Source organism: Legionella quinlivanii (genome assembly GCF_003265995.1).
Classification (GTDB): domain Bacteria; phylum Pseudomonadota; class Gammaproteobacteria; order Legionellales; family Legionellaceae; genus Legionella_C; species Legionella_C quinlivanii_A.
On sequence record NZ_MVJN01000015.1, the window covers coordinates 1 to 14,750 of the forward strand.

Genomic DNA, 14,750 nt, shown 5'->3' on the forward strand with positions numbered 1-14,750 from the left:
AGGCAATCAATAAGTTAGAAAATACTGGCAATCTTCCCCAGCGCCCTCGCTCACAATAGGGTATAGGTCAACACTGCCATTAATTTAAGGAATTCTCCAATTACCTGTAGGTTGGGCCCTTGGCCCATAGCCGTCAGGCTAAGAATATCTGATCCCCTCTCCACCGCGCGCAGCGGGGGAGAGGGTTAGGGAGAGGGGGCTATAAACAAGGTCGCGTAGCGATTCATTAATCATATTTCTGTGATTAGGGTTTATTGCCACAACAAAATGGAATCACTAACGTGATAAATTTTTTAACCCCCTCACCCTACCCTCTCCCCCACGCTGCGCGCGGTGGAGAGGGGATAACATTACTTCTTAGCCTGACGGCTATGGGCCCTTGGCCCAACATTCGGTTCTGAAGTGACCCTACAATAATTCCTTAATGCCAGTGGCCTCCTTGCCTTTACTTTTCATTTTCCCGACTCAATGCCATACTCATCTCTTTCTATACCGAGCAGATCTTGTGATAAAGAAAACAGCTTATCTAATTATTATAACGGTGATCATAGGAGTGCTTTCTGGCCTAAGTGGAATGTGTATTGCCTTGCTATTGCACTGGATACAGCATATCGCTTACGGTTACAGCTTACAGCATATTATCAGCCCGGAGAGCTTTCTCCAGGGGGTCGAGGCAGCTTCGGGCGAACGCCGGCTATCGGTTTTGGTCATTTGCGGCTTGGTCGCCGGTATTGGCTGGGGACTCCTCTACCGCTTTGGCACTCCACTGCTTGGCATCTCCAACTCCATTAAAAAAGCCGAGCCTATGCCGGTCATTGCAACGAGCATCCACTCTCTTTTGCAGGTAATAACCGTTGCACTTGGTTCACCGCTGGGCAGAGAAGTAGCGCCTCGCGAAATAGGCGCACTGTTCGCTGGATGGATTTCGCAAAAAAGCGGGCTGAGAAGCGAAGATACCAAAATAATGATCGCTTGTGGGGCCGGTGCTGGTCTGGCCGCGGTCTATAACGTTCCATTGGGTGGCGCCCTGTTTATTGCAGAAGTCTTGTTGCTTAGTTTTAACTGGTCGGTGCTGCTGCCAGCCCTTGTCAGTTCCACAATAGCGGTTGCCGTCTCCTGGATTGGTTTGGGTAATCAGCCGCAATATGATCTTTCAGGATTAGTGCTCAGTCCCGGAATTATGGCCTGGTCAATACTCACCGGACCTGTTTATGGGCTTGCGGGTTACTGGTTTAGTAGAATTGCGAATCAATGCCGTAAAGCGGCAAAGCACAACTGGCAACTACCGATTCTTTGTATTCTGAATTTTAGTTTAATCGGCGTGCTGGCTATTTTCTTTCCAGCTATTTTAGGGAACGGTAAAAGTGTCATCCATGTCGAATTTGGAGCCGTCACGCTGATGTCGCTCTCGGCAATATTATTTCTGTTGCGTGTTATAACCACCTGGTCGAGTTTACGGGCCGGGGCAGAAGGAGGCTTGTTAACGCCCTCAATGGCGGCCGGTGCCTTGTTGGGCGGTTTTTTAGGCGGTTTATGGAATCTGTATTTTCCAGGTATTATCCCTGCTTCCTTTGCTGCAATTGGCGCCACCGCGATGCTGGCTGCCAGTCAGAAAATGCCGCTGACCGCTATTGTACTTATCTTTGAATTTACCCGTATTGATTTCAGCTTTATTATGCCCGTCCTCTTCGCAGTATGCGGATCACTTGCCGTTTGCAAATTATGTATGAGTCTTGAAAAATAACCCGGCTGGGCATAACCGGGTTCATTGCATCAGGACATGCGATAGATGAGCGTGCCGGAAAGCCCATTATCCTGCACATTAGAGGCCCATTGTGCAATATAGGAAAGCTTCAACTGCAAATGATCTGTCTCAGGAGGCTGCAATAACAAACCTGCATCAATCAGTACAGAATTTCGCGCAATGGGACTGCCATAAATAGTAAAGGGGTTACTGCCGCTATTAAAGGCCATCAGCGTCTGCGGGTCTAAATGATGATTCGCATGCTGCCATCCCAGCATAAGACGTTGAGCAATGCTGATTCTGTCATTGACAAGCAGATTGGATGTTTCACGAAGTCCCAGAGTGGAATAGAAAAGATTTTCCTGACCGCGGCCATTTAAGGCGGCAGGACTGCCGGACTCGAAAAAGCGGCGCGTTTCCACATTCACATAGCTGCCGCCTATAAAGGGTTCTGCTTCTATATTGTTCATTGTGAGCGGATAGCCTAATTCCCCAAACAATTGTGCTGTATTGCCGTTGGAATTGGATTTAACCGAGTTGGAAAAGCCGGGGAATACAATATTACGATGCGTATGAATATCATGCCAGGTATAGGCCGCTCCACCTCGTAAATTAAACCAGGCCAGATGACTGCCTGCATAAACTCCCAAATCGTAATTGTCGCTGGATACCCAGGAGTTTCGTGCATACACTTTAATGTCTGAATTACTAATCCCACCAATCATTCCAAGACGAAATGGCAAAACAGAGGTTGTGTCAGCTCCCAGGAAAAATCCACGGGTTCTGCGATCAGTTTGCGCCGCATTCCCATTGCCTTCCAGTTTACCCCAGGCGCCAAAACCTTGGCCCCACCAGCTGAGACCTGACAGCTTCTGGACTTTCTGATTAGTATCCACCTGTACACCTTTCAAACCTGAGAAAGCCTGCTGCAAGCGATTTAAAGCCGCATAGCGCAGATAACGGCTTTCTTCCATAAAGGCACCTAATGTCGATACATGGATTTCCCCAGAAAGGCTGTCAAATGCCTGTGGGGCGAACTGTAAACTGCTCAGGTTACTGATTGCGTCAAAGACCGGATTACCGCCACCAAGACTCTCTACCCCTTCCGCCGTATTGAACTGATTGACAGTTAAGGCGGTACTGGAAAATCGCAGACCATTTCGCAGAATATCCAGATAAACATGCTGCGAATCATAGGCAAGAATAAAATCCAGAAACGGTAAATGCGCATTAAGACTATTGTAGGTTCCTGTAACCCCGCCAAGCGCTGTTAAAATGGTATAGCGGGTTCCAGCAGAATAAACCCCGGGGCTGCGTAGCAACAATACTTCGGCACCAGTAATACTCGCCGCTCCTCCGATACTGATCAAATCCGATTGACCGGCCGCATTAATTTCAAGCTCATAAATTGAGCCAGGAAGCTGCAGATAATTCCCAAGCACAGAGAATGTACCAATTGAATTGCCTGGGGCGATATTTCCACCAATAATTGCCGAGCCCACTGAACCCGTACCTTGCAGGCGCGCCCCAGGCAATACATCAACCGCGCCGGGAAGGCTGCCATCGATTCGTAAAATCCCCTGATTGACGCTTGTTGGCCCGGTATAAGTCTGTTGGCCGCCAATGGTTAACTGTCCTGCCCCGATTTTGGTTAAACCGCCGCAGCCATCGAACACATTATCGGTCCCAATATTAAATCCATTGGAATCAATCGTTAATCCCTGGCAACTTACGAATAACTGTCCAGGAAGAAAACCGCTGATAAACTGCTCATTATTTCCATTGGCTCTGAGAACACCGCCATCGAAATGAGTAGCAATGAAGAGACTGTTGCCCACTAGCTGGTTCGTCTGCAGAACGCCATTAGCGACAATCTCAAGCAGAGCAGGACCATTTCCAAGAACAGTTTTCTGCATCACATTGACCAGCCCTCCATCCTGAATACTGAGAAAACCCGCAGAGTTTTGCCCCACTGTCAAAGACGTATTATTCCAGAGTGAACCCTCACCATTCACTATCACTGCTCCCACGGATCCTGCGTCGGCAGCAATAATTCCCTGCTGATTGCTCACAGTGCCGCCGCCGCTTATAAACAGACTGCCGTTTCCGGATCCACCGACAGTCAGACTGCCATTGTTAGACCAAAGTGAGTTTTCGCCATTCACATCGGCGATACTGACCGAGCTCGCGCCCGCAGCAATTACGGCTGATTGGGAGGTAACCAGACCGCCAAAGAAAATCGACAGCGATCCGTCAGATAATAAGCCTATGTATAAATCCCCTTGATTATGCCACTGTGAGCCATCACCTTCTACGCCCACCCCGCCTGTAGAACCTATTTCCGCACCGAGTATGGCATTCAGATTGGATACCATGCCGCCATCGCAAATACATAAATCGCCGAATCCGCCCTTTCCAAGAATCAGATCACCGCTATTAATCCACTGAGAACCCGGCCCCTGGACATCAATCACCCCCACAGCATTTGCGGTATAGGCAACAGTGGTGGTGTTACTATTGACCTGACTGCCATTATCAATAATTACGTCCCCGGTTCCATCAAAGCCAATTAACCATTGGCTGTTGATGTTCAGCAAGCCGTTATCCATCATCAGCATACCAAGAGAACCAGCCGTTAGACCCATGGTGAAATTGGCCGTATTGACAGCCCCTCCATCCAGGATATTCAAATTGCCAGTGCCAAAACCGCCAAGCTCGAGTACAGCTGCATTATTCCACTGAGAACCAGGGCCATTTACGGTCACCGTTCCACTTGAACCTATGTTGGTACCAATTTGCGCCAGAAAATCGCTTACAACACCCCCATTCACAATATCCAGTATCCCTTCATTGGTATCGCCAACGATTAAGGAAAGCAGAAATGCCGTTGAATTACCGTTGACTTCTGTCGAATTAGGAATAATCGTATCAATGATTACCGAATCACCTGGAACTGGAACCCCTGGAATCCAGTTCAGAGGATCAAACCAGTCATTTGACACTGACCCTGTCCAGTCTACTGCCCATGCGGGATTGGACAAGCAGAAAATAGTCAATAAAGAGATTAATTGTTTGCTGGAAAAGAAAGAATGGGTATTTCTTTTTTTTAGTGAGTGGTTCAAATTCTAAGCTCCGTTTAAACATTCCTGTTTCACTGAATCTTCCTTTAAAACTCACCCTCTCAGGAAGAGATTTTCTATTAAGGAATATTCCATTAAGTCCTCTCTCCCTCAGGGAGAGAGTTAGAGAGAGGTTTTAAAAATCAACCCTCACCTTAACACCCACTGCCATTAAATTAAGCTGTATATTAAACTGTCCTCCCCGCGAAGGCGGGGATCCATCTCTGAGCGAGCTATAATGCCAATTGAGGAATGGATTCTCGCCTTCGCGAGAATGACTGAGTTCCTTCACTTAATGCATTGCCCCTAACCCTCTCCAGCGCGGGAAAGAAATTTTCTCGCAAACATTAATTCCGGTAACAACAACAGATCCAAATTGATAATACTTGAAATTATTCAAGTGTGAAATGGGCTTTTGTATGAACCCTGCTATTGCTAAAGACTATCCGATTCCAAAGCTTTCAACTCAAGGCCCTCAATCTCCTGTAAGGATTTTCCGGCGATACCTTGTAAATCGCCATACATACCCACGGTGGCATTCATCACCCGTTCGATTTGCTCGGCACGCTTTGCCCATTGTTTCATAATCGCTTTACGCTCTTTATCCAGATCTGTCTGCATTGAAGAAAAGGCTTCAACTATGGCTTCAATCCGCTGCCGGAAGCGAGAACCGGTGAGGTATTGATAAACCATTTCCATTTTGCCTAGCTGGCCTTCAGATGATTTTCTGGCAAGAGACAATTCGAGCAGAGTCTGGCGAAGCACTGTCGCTACGGGAAAAGCCGCTTTTGGATGAGTGACCCACACGCCGTCAATCAAATCGAAGGTTTCAACCCCATCCGGTAGTGCCTGACTGACCAGAACTGAAATTTCCGCTTTCGCGCTGCGCTGGTCCTCTCTCAGTTTACTTAACCAGCCGTCACTCCAGTGTTTGGTGCGCTTGGATTCCCATAAAATACTCCCGCAGGGCTGCTGATTACCTCCAAACACCCTTTGCAGCACATCTCCGCCAAATTCGCCTTTGGGCACCGGTTCGATTAAGTCAAAGGGAAATTTGGTTTGCAGCATGGACTCCAGATAAAGCTCCTGCACTTCACCCTGCAATTGCTGCGAACCCTGTTCCGCTTTTCGCTTCAGATCTTCAATCTGTTTTTGCATGCTGGAAATAGTTTGTTCTTTTTCCTTAATTTTAAAAACCAGTCCTTCCTCTGCTTCAAGACGCGCCTTATTCTTAACCGACTCAAGACCCTCATTGATGCGTTTTTCAATGGTTAAGTCCATTTCACGTTTAGCATCCTCAAGCTCACGCTGTTTTTTAATCGCTTCCGCCTGCATCTTTTGTGCTTCAGCAAGTTTTTCATCACGTGTTTTAAGAATGGCCTGTAATTCAGCAATCTCTTTGAGCCTGTTTTCCAGGTCGGAACCGATTGCCAGCTTCGCTTTTTGCGATTCCTCGACAGCGATGCGGCTGCGCTCTTTTTTTAGCTGAGTTTCAAGCTCATCAGCAATTTTCTTTTGCATCTGTTGCTCAGCCTGTTTCAGCAGCTCCTCTTTCTGGCGTACCGCTTCTTCTTTCTGAAATATTGCCTGATCTTTTTCGAGTAATTGCTGCTGGAATTGTTTTTTTGTGGTTTCAATCAGGGGCGCTGCCAGTGATTCGGTTAACTTGATGTCTGTTTTACAGGAAGGACAGCGAATGGTGGGCTCAGTCATTTTTCACCAAAGAGTAAAAAAGGCCCATTTTAAATACCTCGCAACAAAACATCTACTTCCGCATAAAAAAATATATTGCCTATTTTATGTACATTTAATTCTATAACTTATACTTATTAAATCATTATCAGATTTTAGAATGACCCATGAGCAAAGATTATGAAGATGTAAACCCCGCCCCTCCAGTGGCCAGAGATCATCTTCCACAAACAGCAGCGGTGATAGACGCCGATCCCGAACAGTACGTGTACGCCAAGTTTGAAATGGTAACCAAAGCGGATAACGTACAGACGGTTCGCCCGGGAGATACGAAAGAGGATGGAACACCCATAAATGGCATCTTCACTGCCGGTATGACCACCTGTGTTGCCCTCGCCTTCATCGTTCGTGATGAGAAAGGGAATATTTCGCAAATCTCGATGATGCATGTACCGGGCTCAATTGGTTCTTCCACCTTTGAGGGTATTGACGGGATTGATGTGGAAGGTCCCGCTATCATGGATAAAATGCTCAAGGGAGCACCAAAAGGTTCAAGTGTGGAAGTGGTGGTTGGCTGGAGTAAAGATAGTTATGTAGAAGACTTTAAAATTAGAGGAAAAACTACATTAATTGAGGCAGAACTCTCCGAAACAATACAAAAAGTGATCACTGAAAGAGGCTATAAACTGGATAAAATTGAAACCTACTGGGGGGCGAAAAATAATCTGAGTGGAAGCGCTTGCAGTTTTGGCATCAACCTTCAGGGCGAGCGCGGTGAATTTAAAAACTGTCGGGGTAATTGCGATCAGGAAATGGCTTCCCGGATCAAAAAAACTGATTCTCCAGGCACCCCATCAATGGCAGCCTTCATGTTGAACTGGGCTCGAACTATTCGAGATAAAGTATTCTTTAATGATATAAAAAAAGATCTTGCTTCAACCAATAATCCCGATTTTGATGAAGTAAAAAAAATCGGCTTTGACTACAGTAAAGCCGAGCTGCCATTGAATGATATGGTTAAATTAAAAGAAATGATGGTGCTGGCGCGTGAAAAAAACGATGCCAGACTCTGGGCTACCATCAAAGACGCCCTGGTGGAGCAGATTCAAAACAGGCCCGATAAAGCGGCAGCGGTCGCTGAGCGAAAAGAATTATTGTCCATGCATTTTAAGGGGAAAGATAGTAATGGAGAATATAAAGGCAGCGGGCTTTGCCGGATGTTTCAAGGCGGCGAAACCGCTCACTGGCGTCAGGTAAAGCAATTTGAAGACTCAGCACAGGCGGTCATGCAAAAATCGACTGAAATGAAAGCTCAGCTCAGACTTTCAAACCCGGCTCCTGACACGCAGCCCTTGCTAGAGTCGGACAAGGAAGAGGAGCAAGAAAACAGAGCAAGCATTAGCGCCTAGAATCAATATGAGCTTAGATTCCGCCATTTTGTTTTTTAAACCGGAATAGTATACTAGCTGCTTTTCTTTCTTAAGTACCAGCATGACCGAACTATTCCATAGCGCTCTCACCTTTATTAACAGCACCAAGCTGCTCAGCTCGCTTTATGCTGCCGGCTTAATTGTGGTGGGCTACATTGTCGCACAACGAGTCAGCACCATGACTAATCACTCGATCAGCAAACGCTTTTCCCGGCATCATGCCTTACTGATTAGCCGTATTGTGTTTTATATTATTCTCGGATTATTTGCCGTATCCAGTCTTCAGCATCTTGGATTTAAGCTGGGCGTATTGCTGGGGGCGGCAGGTATTTTTACGGTCGCTATCAGTTTTGCCTCGCAAACCGCTGCCTCCAATTTAATCAGCGGTATTTTTCTGTTGTTTGAGCATCCTTTTAAAGTAGGCGATACCATCGAACTTAAAGGGATTAATGGGGTGGTAGAATCCATTGATCTGCTTTCGACCAAATTACGCACTTCTGATAATAAGCTCATCCGCATTCCTAATGAGGTATTGATTAAATCTGAGCTGGCCAATCTGAACTATTTCGACACACGCCGCATTGATTTAATTATTGGGGTAGCTTATCAAAGCAATATCAATGAAGTTAAAGCCACATTACTTGATATTGCCAGCCACTGCGCTCAAGTGCTAAAAGATCCTGCACCCAATGTGAACATTAATACCTTTGCAGACTCTGCAATTGAGCTAAAATTCATGGTATGGGTTAAAACAGAAGATCACTCGGCAGTTAAGAATCAACTGCAGGAAATTATTAAAGAAAAGTTTGATCTCAAAGGGATTGAAATGCCCTTCCCGCAGGTCACCATTCACCGCGTTTAAATAACAGGATGACAACATGACGATTGCCTTACTTGCAACCGGGGATGAAATCATTAATGGGGATACCCTCAACAGCAATGCCCATTTTCTGGCCCATGCCTTAAGCTCGGAAGGACTAACAGTCGGCCGGCATATGTCTTGTAGTGACAGGCAGGAAGATATCCATGAATGCATCCAGTTCTTAGCAAAAGATCATTCCATTCTCATTATTATCGGCGGCCTGGGCCCTACCTCTGACGATCGGACACGCTTCGCCCTCGGTCAATTCATGGGAACAGCTCTGATAGAATTCCCGGAAGCTTTAGAGCATGTACGAAATCGTCTGCTCAAAAGCAAGCTTGCCTTAACTGAGGGTAACCGGCAGCAGGCCAAATTCCCTCCGCAAGCTCTGTTATTGCCGAATCCTAACGGTACCGCTTTAGGTTGTTTTTGCGAGTGGAACGGTCAATTATTCTTTTTACTTCCCGGCCCGCCGCGAGAATGCCATCCCATGTTCAATGAGCACGTCCTTCCCAGATTACAATCGACAGAACATGAAAATACCCGATTATTAAAGTGGCGAGCGTTTGGTGTTGCGGAAGGGCAGATTGCCCAGCAGCTGGATGATGCTTTGAAAAATATAGAGTGTGTGACCGGATATCGTCTGGAAACGCCCTATGTCGAATGCAAAGTCCGTTGCAAACCTGAGCTCATCGCAGAGGTTAATACTATTGTAGAACCTATTCTAAGACCCCATTTAATTACCCGAAGTGATAAAAAAGCATCGGAAGAATTTATTCTGGCTCTTTCTAAAACAGAGATAAGGCTTGCCGTCATCGACAAAGCGACAGGCGGCCATCTGCAGACCCTCATACAAAAGCCCGAGAACCGGCAACAACTTCAATTTCATGACAAAAATGAAGCTGATCTGCACTTGGAGATTACAGGATTAAGCGAGTACTGGCAGCAAAGCTCGAATAGCGGCACGACCCAGCTGACAATACACTGGCGCCGGGGCGACGAGCAAGGCAGTGAGACACACAGCCTGCCCTATCGAAGCGCCCTGGTAGTTCATTCAGCGACGGAATGGTTATGCTTCCGTCTGCTTCATCTCATCAATCAGCTGCATAAGTGAATAACAAAGCTGCTGGGTGCCCTCTCCAGTCATCGCGGAAATCTGGAAGACTTTGTCAGTCCAGTTTAAACCTTGAATCACTTTGTTAATGGCAGCCTCTCTTTCCTCTGGATCAGGAAGCATGTCGATTTTATTGAGCACCAGCCAGCGAGGCTTTTGCAATAGGGCAGGATCATACTCTCCCAGTTCATGAATAATTGTTTTTGCCGCTTCCACTGGATCACTGTCATCTACTGGCGCCATATCGATAACATGCAGCAAAATACAGGTACGTGCCAAATGCCTTAAAAAACGATGCCCAAGACCCGCCCCTTCGGCGGCACCCTCTATCAGACCGGGAATATCAGCCATCACAAAACTTTTATGCGATGAAACACTCACCACCGCCAGACTGGGATGCAAGGTCGTAAATGGATAATCGGCAACTTTGGGTCTTGCAGCAGAAACCGCACGAATAAGGGTGGATTTACCGGCATTGGGAAGCCCTAAAAGACCGACGTCTGCCAAAACCCTCAACTCCAGCCGCAGATGACGGGATTCGCCGGGTGTACCGGGTGTGGTCTGACGGGGGGCGCGATTAACACTGCTTTTGTAACGGGTATTTCCCAAACCATGAAAACCGCCCTGAGCCACCAGCAATTGCTGACCGTGCTCACTCACATCGCCCAGTAATTCACGCGAATCCACATCATACACCAGTGTTCCTACAGGAACTGGGATGACTAAATCCTCCCCTCGCTTGCCCGTGCAGTTTCCACCCATTCCCGGTTGACCATTTTCAGCTTTAAAATGCCTTTGATAGCGAAAATCGACCAAAGTATTGAGGCTGTTATTGCCTTCCAGATATACGCAGCCGCCATCGCCGCCATCGCCGCCATCTGGCCCGCCGCGAGGAACAAATTTCTCGCGCCTGAAGCTCAGACAACCATGACCGCCATTACCAGCATCTACTTTAATGAGGGCTTCATCAACAAATTTCATGTTTTCTTACCCAAAATGAAAAAAAAAGCCCCGGTAGCGGGGCTTAAAGCTATTATCCTGCATGAACAGATTATGCCTGTTCTTCTACTGCCTGGACATTAACAAATTTACGATTTTTGGCGCCTTTTACATTGAATTCAACATACCCGGTAACCAAAGCATACAATGTATGATCGCGGCCACAACCCACACCAACGCCTGGGTGGAAACGTGTACCACGCTGACGCACAAGGATTTCTCCCGCATTCACAAATTGACCGCCAAAGCGTTTTACACCAAGATACTTGGGATTCGAGTCACGTCCGTTACGCGTACTACCACCCGCTTTCTTATGAGCCATTTCTCTCCCCTCTACTTGCTGATCGCAGTAATTTTAACCTGCGTATAATATTGTCGGTGCCCCATTTGTTTCATATGGTGCTTACGACGTCTGAATTTAATAATCTTAACCTTTTTGTGTCGGCCATGCTCAAGCACTTCAGCAGTTACAGAGGCATTGGAGATTAAAGGAGAGCCACAGGTCACCTTATCGCCGTCTGTCAGCATTAGCACTTCGCTAAAGTTGATTTCTTTGCCAACGTCTGCGGTCAGCAATTCTAATTTTAAAACATCGCCTTCTTTGACACGGTACTGCTTACCGCCGCTCTTAATTACCGCATACATAGCTCTTCTCCCACTCGCCACATTTGGCTTACACAAGTTCAACAAAGTGGCATATTCTATGAAATTACTGCCCTGACTTCAAGTTGTATTTAAATTATTGTATACTTCCCTGCCCATCAATTTTAGCATTTTCCCTGGTCGCGGGCAAAATGCCGGGTAAATTTAACGATTTTTATTTATTTGGAGATTTTTTAATGCCTATTTTACTGGAAGCCGAATCAAGAACTGATATGGGAAAAGGTGCGAGCCGCCGCCTGCGTCGTCTTGAAAATAAAGTTCCTGCCATTCTTTACGGCGGCGACAAAAAACCACAAACAATCCATTTATTACATAATAAAGTGATCAAGGCACTTGAACAGGAAAGTATTTACGCAAGTATTTTTGATCTGAAAGTGGATGGCAAGGTTGAGCATGTTATTCTTAAAGATTTACAACGTCATCCTTATAAGCCCATTGTTCTGCATATGGATTTACAACGTGTTTCTGCTAAAGATGTACTGATTAAACACGTCCCTGTTCATTTCACGAACGAACAGCAATGCAAAGCAGTTAAAGCAGGCGGTATTGTTAACCACACGATGACGCAGGTTGAAGTTCGTTGCCAGGCAAAAGATTTACCTGAATTTATTGAAGTTGATTTGTCCAGCATGGTAATGGACCAGGTAATTCATTTATCTGACCTGAAAATGCCTAAAGGCGTTCAACTTACTGTTGACCTGGCAGATGGCACTCACAATCATCCAGTAGTCAGCATTCATGCCCCCAGAGGCAGTGCAGGCGATGCGGAAGAAGGTGAATCCGCAGAAGCAGCAGAATAATTTGTTTTGGAAGAGGCGCAAACCGCCTCTTCCCTGATTTGCTTATTTTATGACTATTAAATTAATAATTGGCCTTCGCAACCCGGGTTCAGCCTATGCGCCCACTCGGCATAATGCCGGCGCCTGGTTCGTGGAAGCTTTAGCACAACATTCTGATCTGGCTTTCAAAACCGAAAAGAAATTAAATGCTGAACTGGCAACTTTGGATGGCCGCTGCCGGCTTCTCCTTCCATTAACCTTTATGAATAACAGCGGTCTCCCAGCGCGGGAAGTTGCCCAGTTTTATCGTATAAAACCTGAAGAAATTCTGGTTGTTCATGATGAACTTGATTTGCCCGCAGGCCGAATCAAGCTGAAATCAGGTGGAGGACATGGCGGACATAATGGCTTACGCGATATTATCGCTCATCTTGGCAGCCAGGCGTTTCATCGTCTGCGAGTGGGAATTGATCACCCGGGCCACAAAGATTTGGTGCTTAATTATGTGCTGGGTAAACCATCGCAGAATGACAAACAATTAATTCTGGAAGCAATTGATCGGGCAATCCAGGCTGCACCGACCATTATTGACGGCAATATTGCTGCCGCAATGAATGTCATTAATGGATAATAACTCATCAATTGATGAGCTTAATTGATTTTGAAGTGAGGTTACTATGGGATTTAAATGCGGTATCGTCGGCTTACCCAATGTCGGTAAATCGACATTATTCAACGCGCTGACCAAGGCAGGAATTGAAGCAGCCAACTATCCTTTCTGTACCATAGAACCTAATGTGGGGATTGTAACTGTTCCCGATCCGCGCCTTGATGCGCTTAGTGCTATCGTTAAACCCCAGCAAACCCTGCCGACTACCATGCAGTTTGTTGATATCGCAGGATTAGTTAAAGGCGCTGCCAAAGGAGAAGGGCTTGGAAATCAATTCCTGGCAAATATTCGCGAGACAGACGCTATCGCCCATGTGGTCCGCTGTTTTGATAATTCCGATGTAATTCATGTTGACGGACGAGTAGATCCACTGTCTGACATTGAAATCATTAATACGGAACTGGCGCTTGCCGATATGGAAACCGTCGATAAAGCCATCCTGAAGTCCGCAAAAAACAGCAGAAGCGGTAATAAGGAAGCGCTTTTTGAAAAGCAGACTCTTGAGAAAATTAAAACGCATCTCGATGAGGGAATTCCGGTAAGAACCCTGGCATTATCCAATGAAGAAGATCAGATTATCAAACGGCTCTTCCTGCTAACAGCCAAGCCGGTGCTCTATATTGCCAACGTAAGCGATGAAGGTCAGGAAAATAATCCTTATCTTGATAAGGTCAAAGAGCTGGCCGCCAGCGAAAATGCCAAAGTGGTTGCTCTATGTGCATCAACCGAATCAGATCTGATTGATTTGGATGATGAAGAGCGTGTTGAATATATGAAGGAACTCGGCATTTCCGAGCCTGGTCTGAACCGGGTTATTCGTGCAGGTTATGACCTGCTGGGCTTACAGACCTATTTCACTGCCGGCGTTAAAGAAGTTCGCGCCTGGACAGTGGCGAAAGGAGCCACAGCACCGCAGGCAGCCGGCGTTATTCACACCGATTTTGAAAAGGGCTTCATTCGCGCTGAAGTAATTGCTTATGAAGATTTTATTCAGAATCGCGGCGAACAAGGTGCAAAGGAAGCAGGCAAATTGCGGTTGGAAGGGAAAGACTACATTGTTCGCGATGGCGATGTGATGCATTTCAGATTTAATGTCTGATACCTGTAGCTCTCCATCGATACGAAAATAGCTTTCTCTTCAGGATCAACGGGACTCGGAAACCATTCTCCTGCGTCCCACGACTTCGACCTTCTACCCTACGTACCGCGACTTGTTCGCGGTATCCAGAAATGCCTGTATCCACGCCTCAACCTGGATGCCTCGGACAAGCCGAGGCACGTAGGGAGGGGAATACCTCAATCTGAATGCCTTAGACAAGCCGAGGGTCGTAAAGGGCCAAAATACTTCAATCAGGGATTAATTACCTCACTAATTTCATAAATCTTTCGCTCTATACTATAAAGACCTTTAAAATCATCAGGTACTTCGCTTCGCATTGCTGCAGCGTGGTGCTCCAGATAAGACTGATAGGCCAGATAGTTTTTCACATAATAGTCGACCTTGATTTTTTTCCATGAAACCGGTTCTGTTTCGATGCAGGTCAATACTTCAGCTTTTAAAAAACCTTCAATATCAAGTAATTTACCGACATGCGTGATGAGCCATGCCATATACTCATCGAATATATCCGGATGAATTTCCACGCTGATTTCATATTTTATCATGGCTATTTTCCGC

At 46.3% G+C, this 14,750-nt stretch carries 13 protein-coding genes; 7 read left to right on the plus strand and 6 right to left on the minus strand.

Translation table 11 applies throughout. The annotated features are described in order from the left end of the window. Positions 1–505 precede the first annotated feature (505 nt). A complete protein-coding gene (locus B1207_RS15025) occupies positions 506–1,744 on the plus strand; it encodes a chloride channel protein (RefSeq protein WP_253255886.1) in 1,239 nt (412 codons plus the stop codon). A gap of 29 nt (positions 1,745–1,773) precedes the next feature. On the opposite strand, the gene B1207_RS15030 is transcribed toward B1207_RS15025, so the two are convergent. After that, positions 1,774–4,866, minus strand: a complete 3,093-nt coding sequence (locus tag B1207_RS15030) for an autotransporter outer membrane beta-barrel domain-containing protein (protein ID WP_112220704.1) — start codon at positions 4,864–4,866, stop codon at positions 1,774–1,776. Between the two features lie 432 nt (positions 4,867–5,298). Beyond that, positions 5,299–6,576, minus strand: a complete 1,278-nt coding sequence (locus tag B1207_RS15035) for a DUF2130 domain-containing protein (protein ID WP_112220705.1) — start codon at positions 6,574–6,576, stop codon at positions 5,299–5,301. A 146-nt stretch (positions 6,577–6,722) separates the two neighbouring features. On the opposite strand from B1207_RS15035, the gene B1207_RS15040 reads away from it, so the two are divergent. From B1207_RS15040 to B1207_RS15050, 3 genes are all read left to right on the plus strand, one after another. Further along, on the plus strand, positions 6,723–7,964 hold the full coding sequence (locus B1207_RS15040) for a hypothetical protein (protein ID WP_112220706.1): 1,242 nt from the start codon (positions 6,723–6,725) through the stop codon (positions 7,962–7,964). Between the two features lie 82 nt (positions 7,965–8,046). Continuing rightward, positions 8,047–8,847: a mechanosensitive ion channel family protein gene (locus B1207_RS15045; protein ID WP_112220707.1), complete on the plus strand. Its 801-nt coding sequence runs from the start codon at positions 8,047–8,049 to the stop codon at positions 8,845–8,847. A gap of 16 nt (positions 8,848–8,863) precedes the next feature. Further along, positions 8,864–9,961 (plus strand): competence/damage-inducible protein A, encoded by a 1,098-nt coding sequence (locus tag B1207_RS15050; RefSeq protein WP_112220708.1) that lies wholly within the window; start codon positions 8,864–8,866, stop codon positions 9,959–9,961. On the opposite strand, the gene cgtA is transcribed toward B1207_RS15050, so the two are convergent. The 3 genes from cgtA to rplU all read right to left on the minus strand — a co-directional run bounded on the left by cgtA (position 9,917) and on the right by rplU (position 11,605). Further along, a complete protein-coding gene (gene cgtA, locus B1207_RS15055) occupies positions 9,917–10,942 on the minus strand; it encodes an Obg family GTPase CgtA (RefSeq protein ID WP_112220709.1) in 1,026 nt (341 codons plus the stop codon). The two genes, B1207_RS15050 and cgtA, sit on opposite strands and share 45 nt — an antisense overlap. 70 nt (positions 10,943–11,012) lie before the next feature. Further along, a complete protein-coding gene (gene rpmA / locus B1207_RS15060; protein WP_112220710.1) occupies positions 11,013–11,282 on the minus strand; it encodes a 50S ribosomal protein L27 in 270 nt (89 codons plus the stop codon). Positions 11,283–11,293: 11 nt separating this feature from the next. After that, positions 11,294–11,605, minus strand: a complete 312-nt coding sequence (gene rplU, locus B1207_RS15065; protein ID WP_058506374.1) for a 50S ribosomal protein L21 — start codon at positions 11,603–11,605, stop codon at positions 11,294–11,296. A 194-nt stretch (positions 11,606–11,799) separates the two neighbouring features. Here rplU and B1207_RS15070 point away from each other — a divergent pair, with 194 nt between their 5' ends. From B1207_RS15070 to ychF, 3 genes are read left to right on the plus strand one after another with little or no spacing between them, the layout of a single operon-like run. After that, positions 11,800–12,423, plus strand: a complete 624-nt coding sequence (locus tag B1207_RS15070; RefSeq protein ID WP_253255887.1) for a 50S ribosomal protein L25/general stress protein Ctc — start codon at positions 11,800–11,802, stop codon at positions 12,421–12,423. A gap of 49 nt (positions 12,424–12,472) precedes the next feature. After that, on the plus strand, positions 12,473–13,033 hold the full coding sequence (gene pth, locus B1207_RS15075; RefSeq protein ID WP_112220712.1) for an aminoacyl-tRNA hydrolase: 561 nt from the start codon (positions 12,473–12,475) through the stop codon (positions 13,031–13,033). Positions 13,034–13,079: 46 nt separating this feature from the next. Next, positions 13,080–14,171 (plus strand): redox-regulated ATPase YchF, encoded by a 1,092-nt coding sequence (gene ychF / locus B1207_RS15080; protein WP_112220713.1) that lies wholly within the window; start codon positions 13,080–13,082, stop codon positions 14,169–14,171. Positions 14,172–14,422: 251 nt separating this feature from the next. On the opposite strand, the gene B1207_RS15085 is transcribed toward ychF, so the two are convergent. Then, positions 14,423–14,737 carry a DUF4286 family protein gene (locus B1207_RS15085; RefSeq protein WP_112220714.1) on the minus strand — a complete coding sequence of 105 codons (315 nt, stop codon included), beginning with the start codon at positions 14,735–14,737 and terminating at the stop codon, positions 14,423–14,425. Positions 14,738–14,750: the final 13 nt, after the last annotated feature.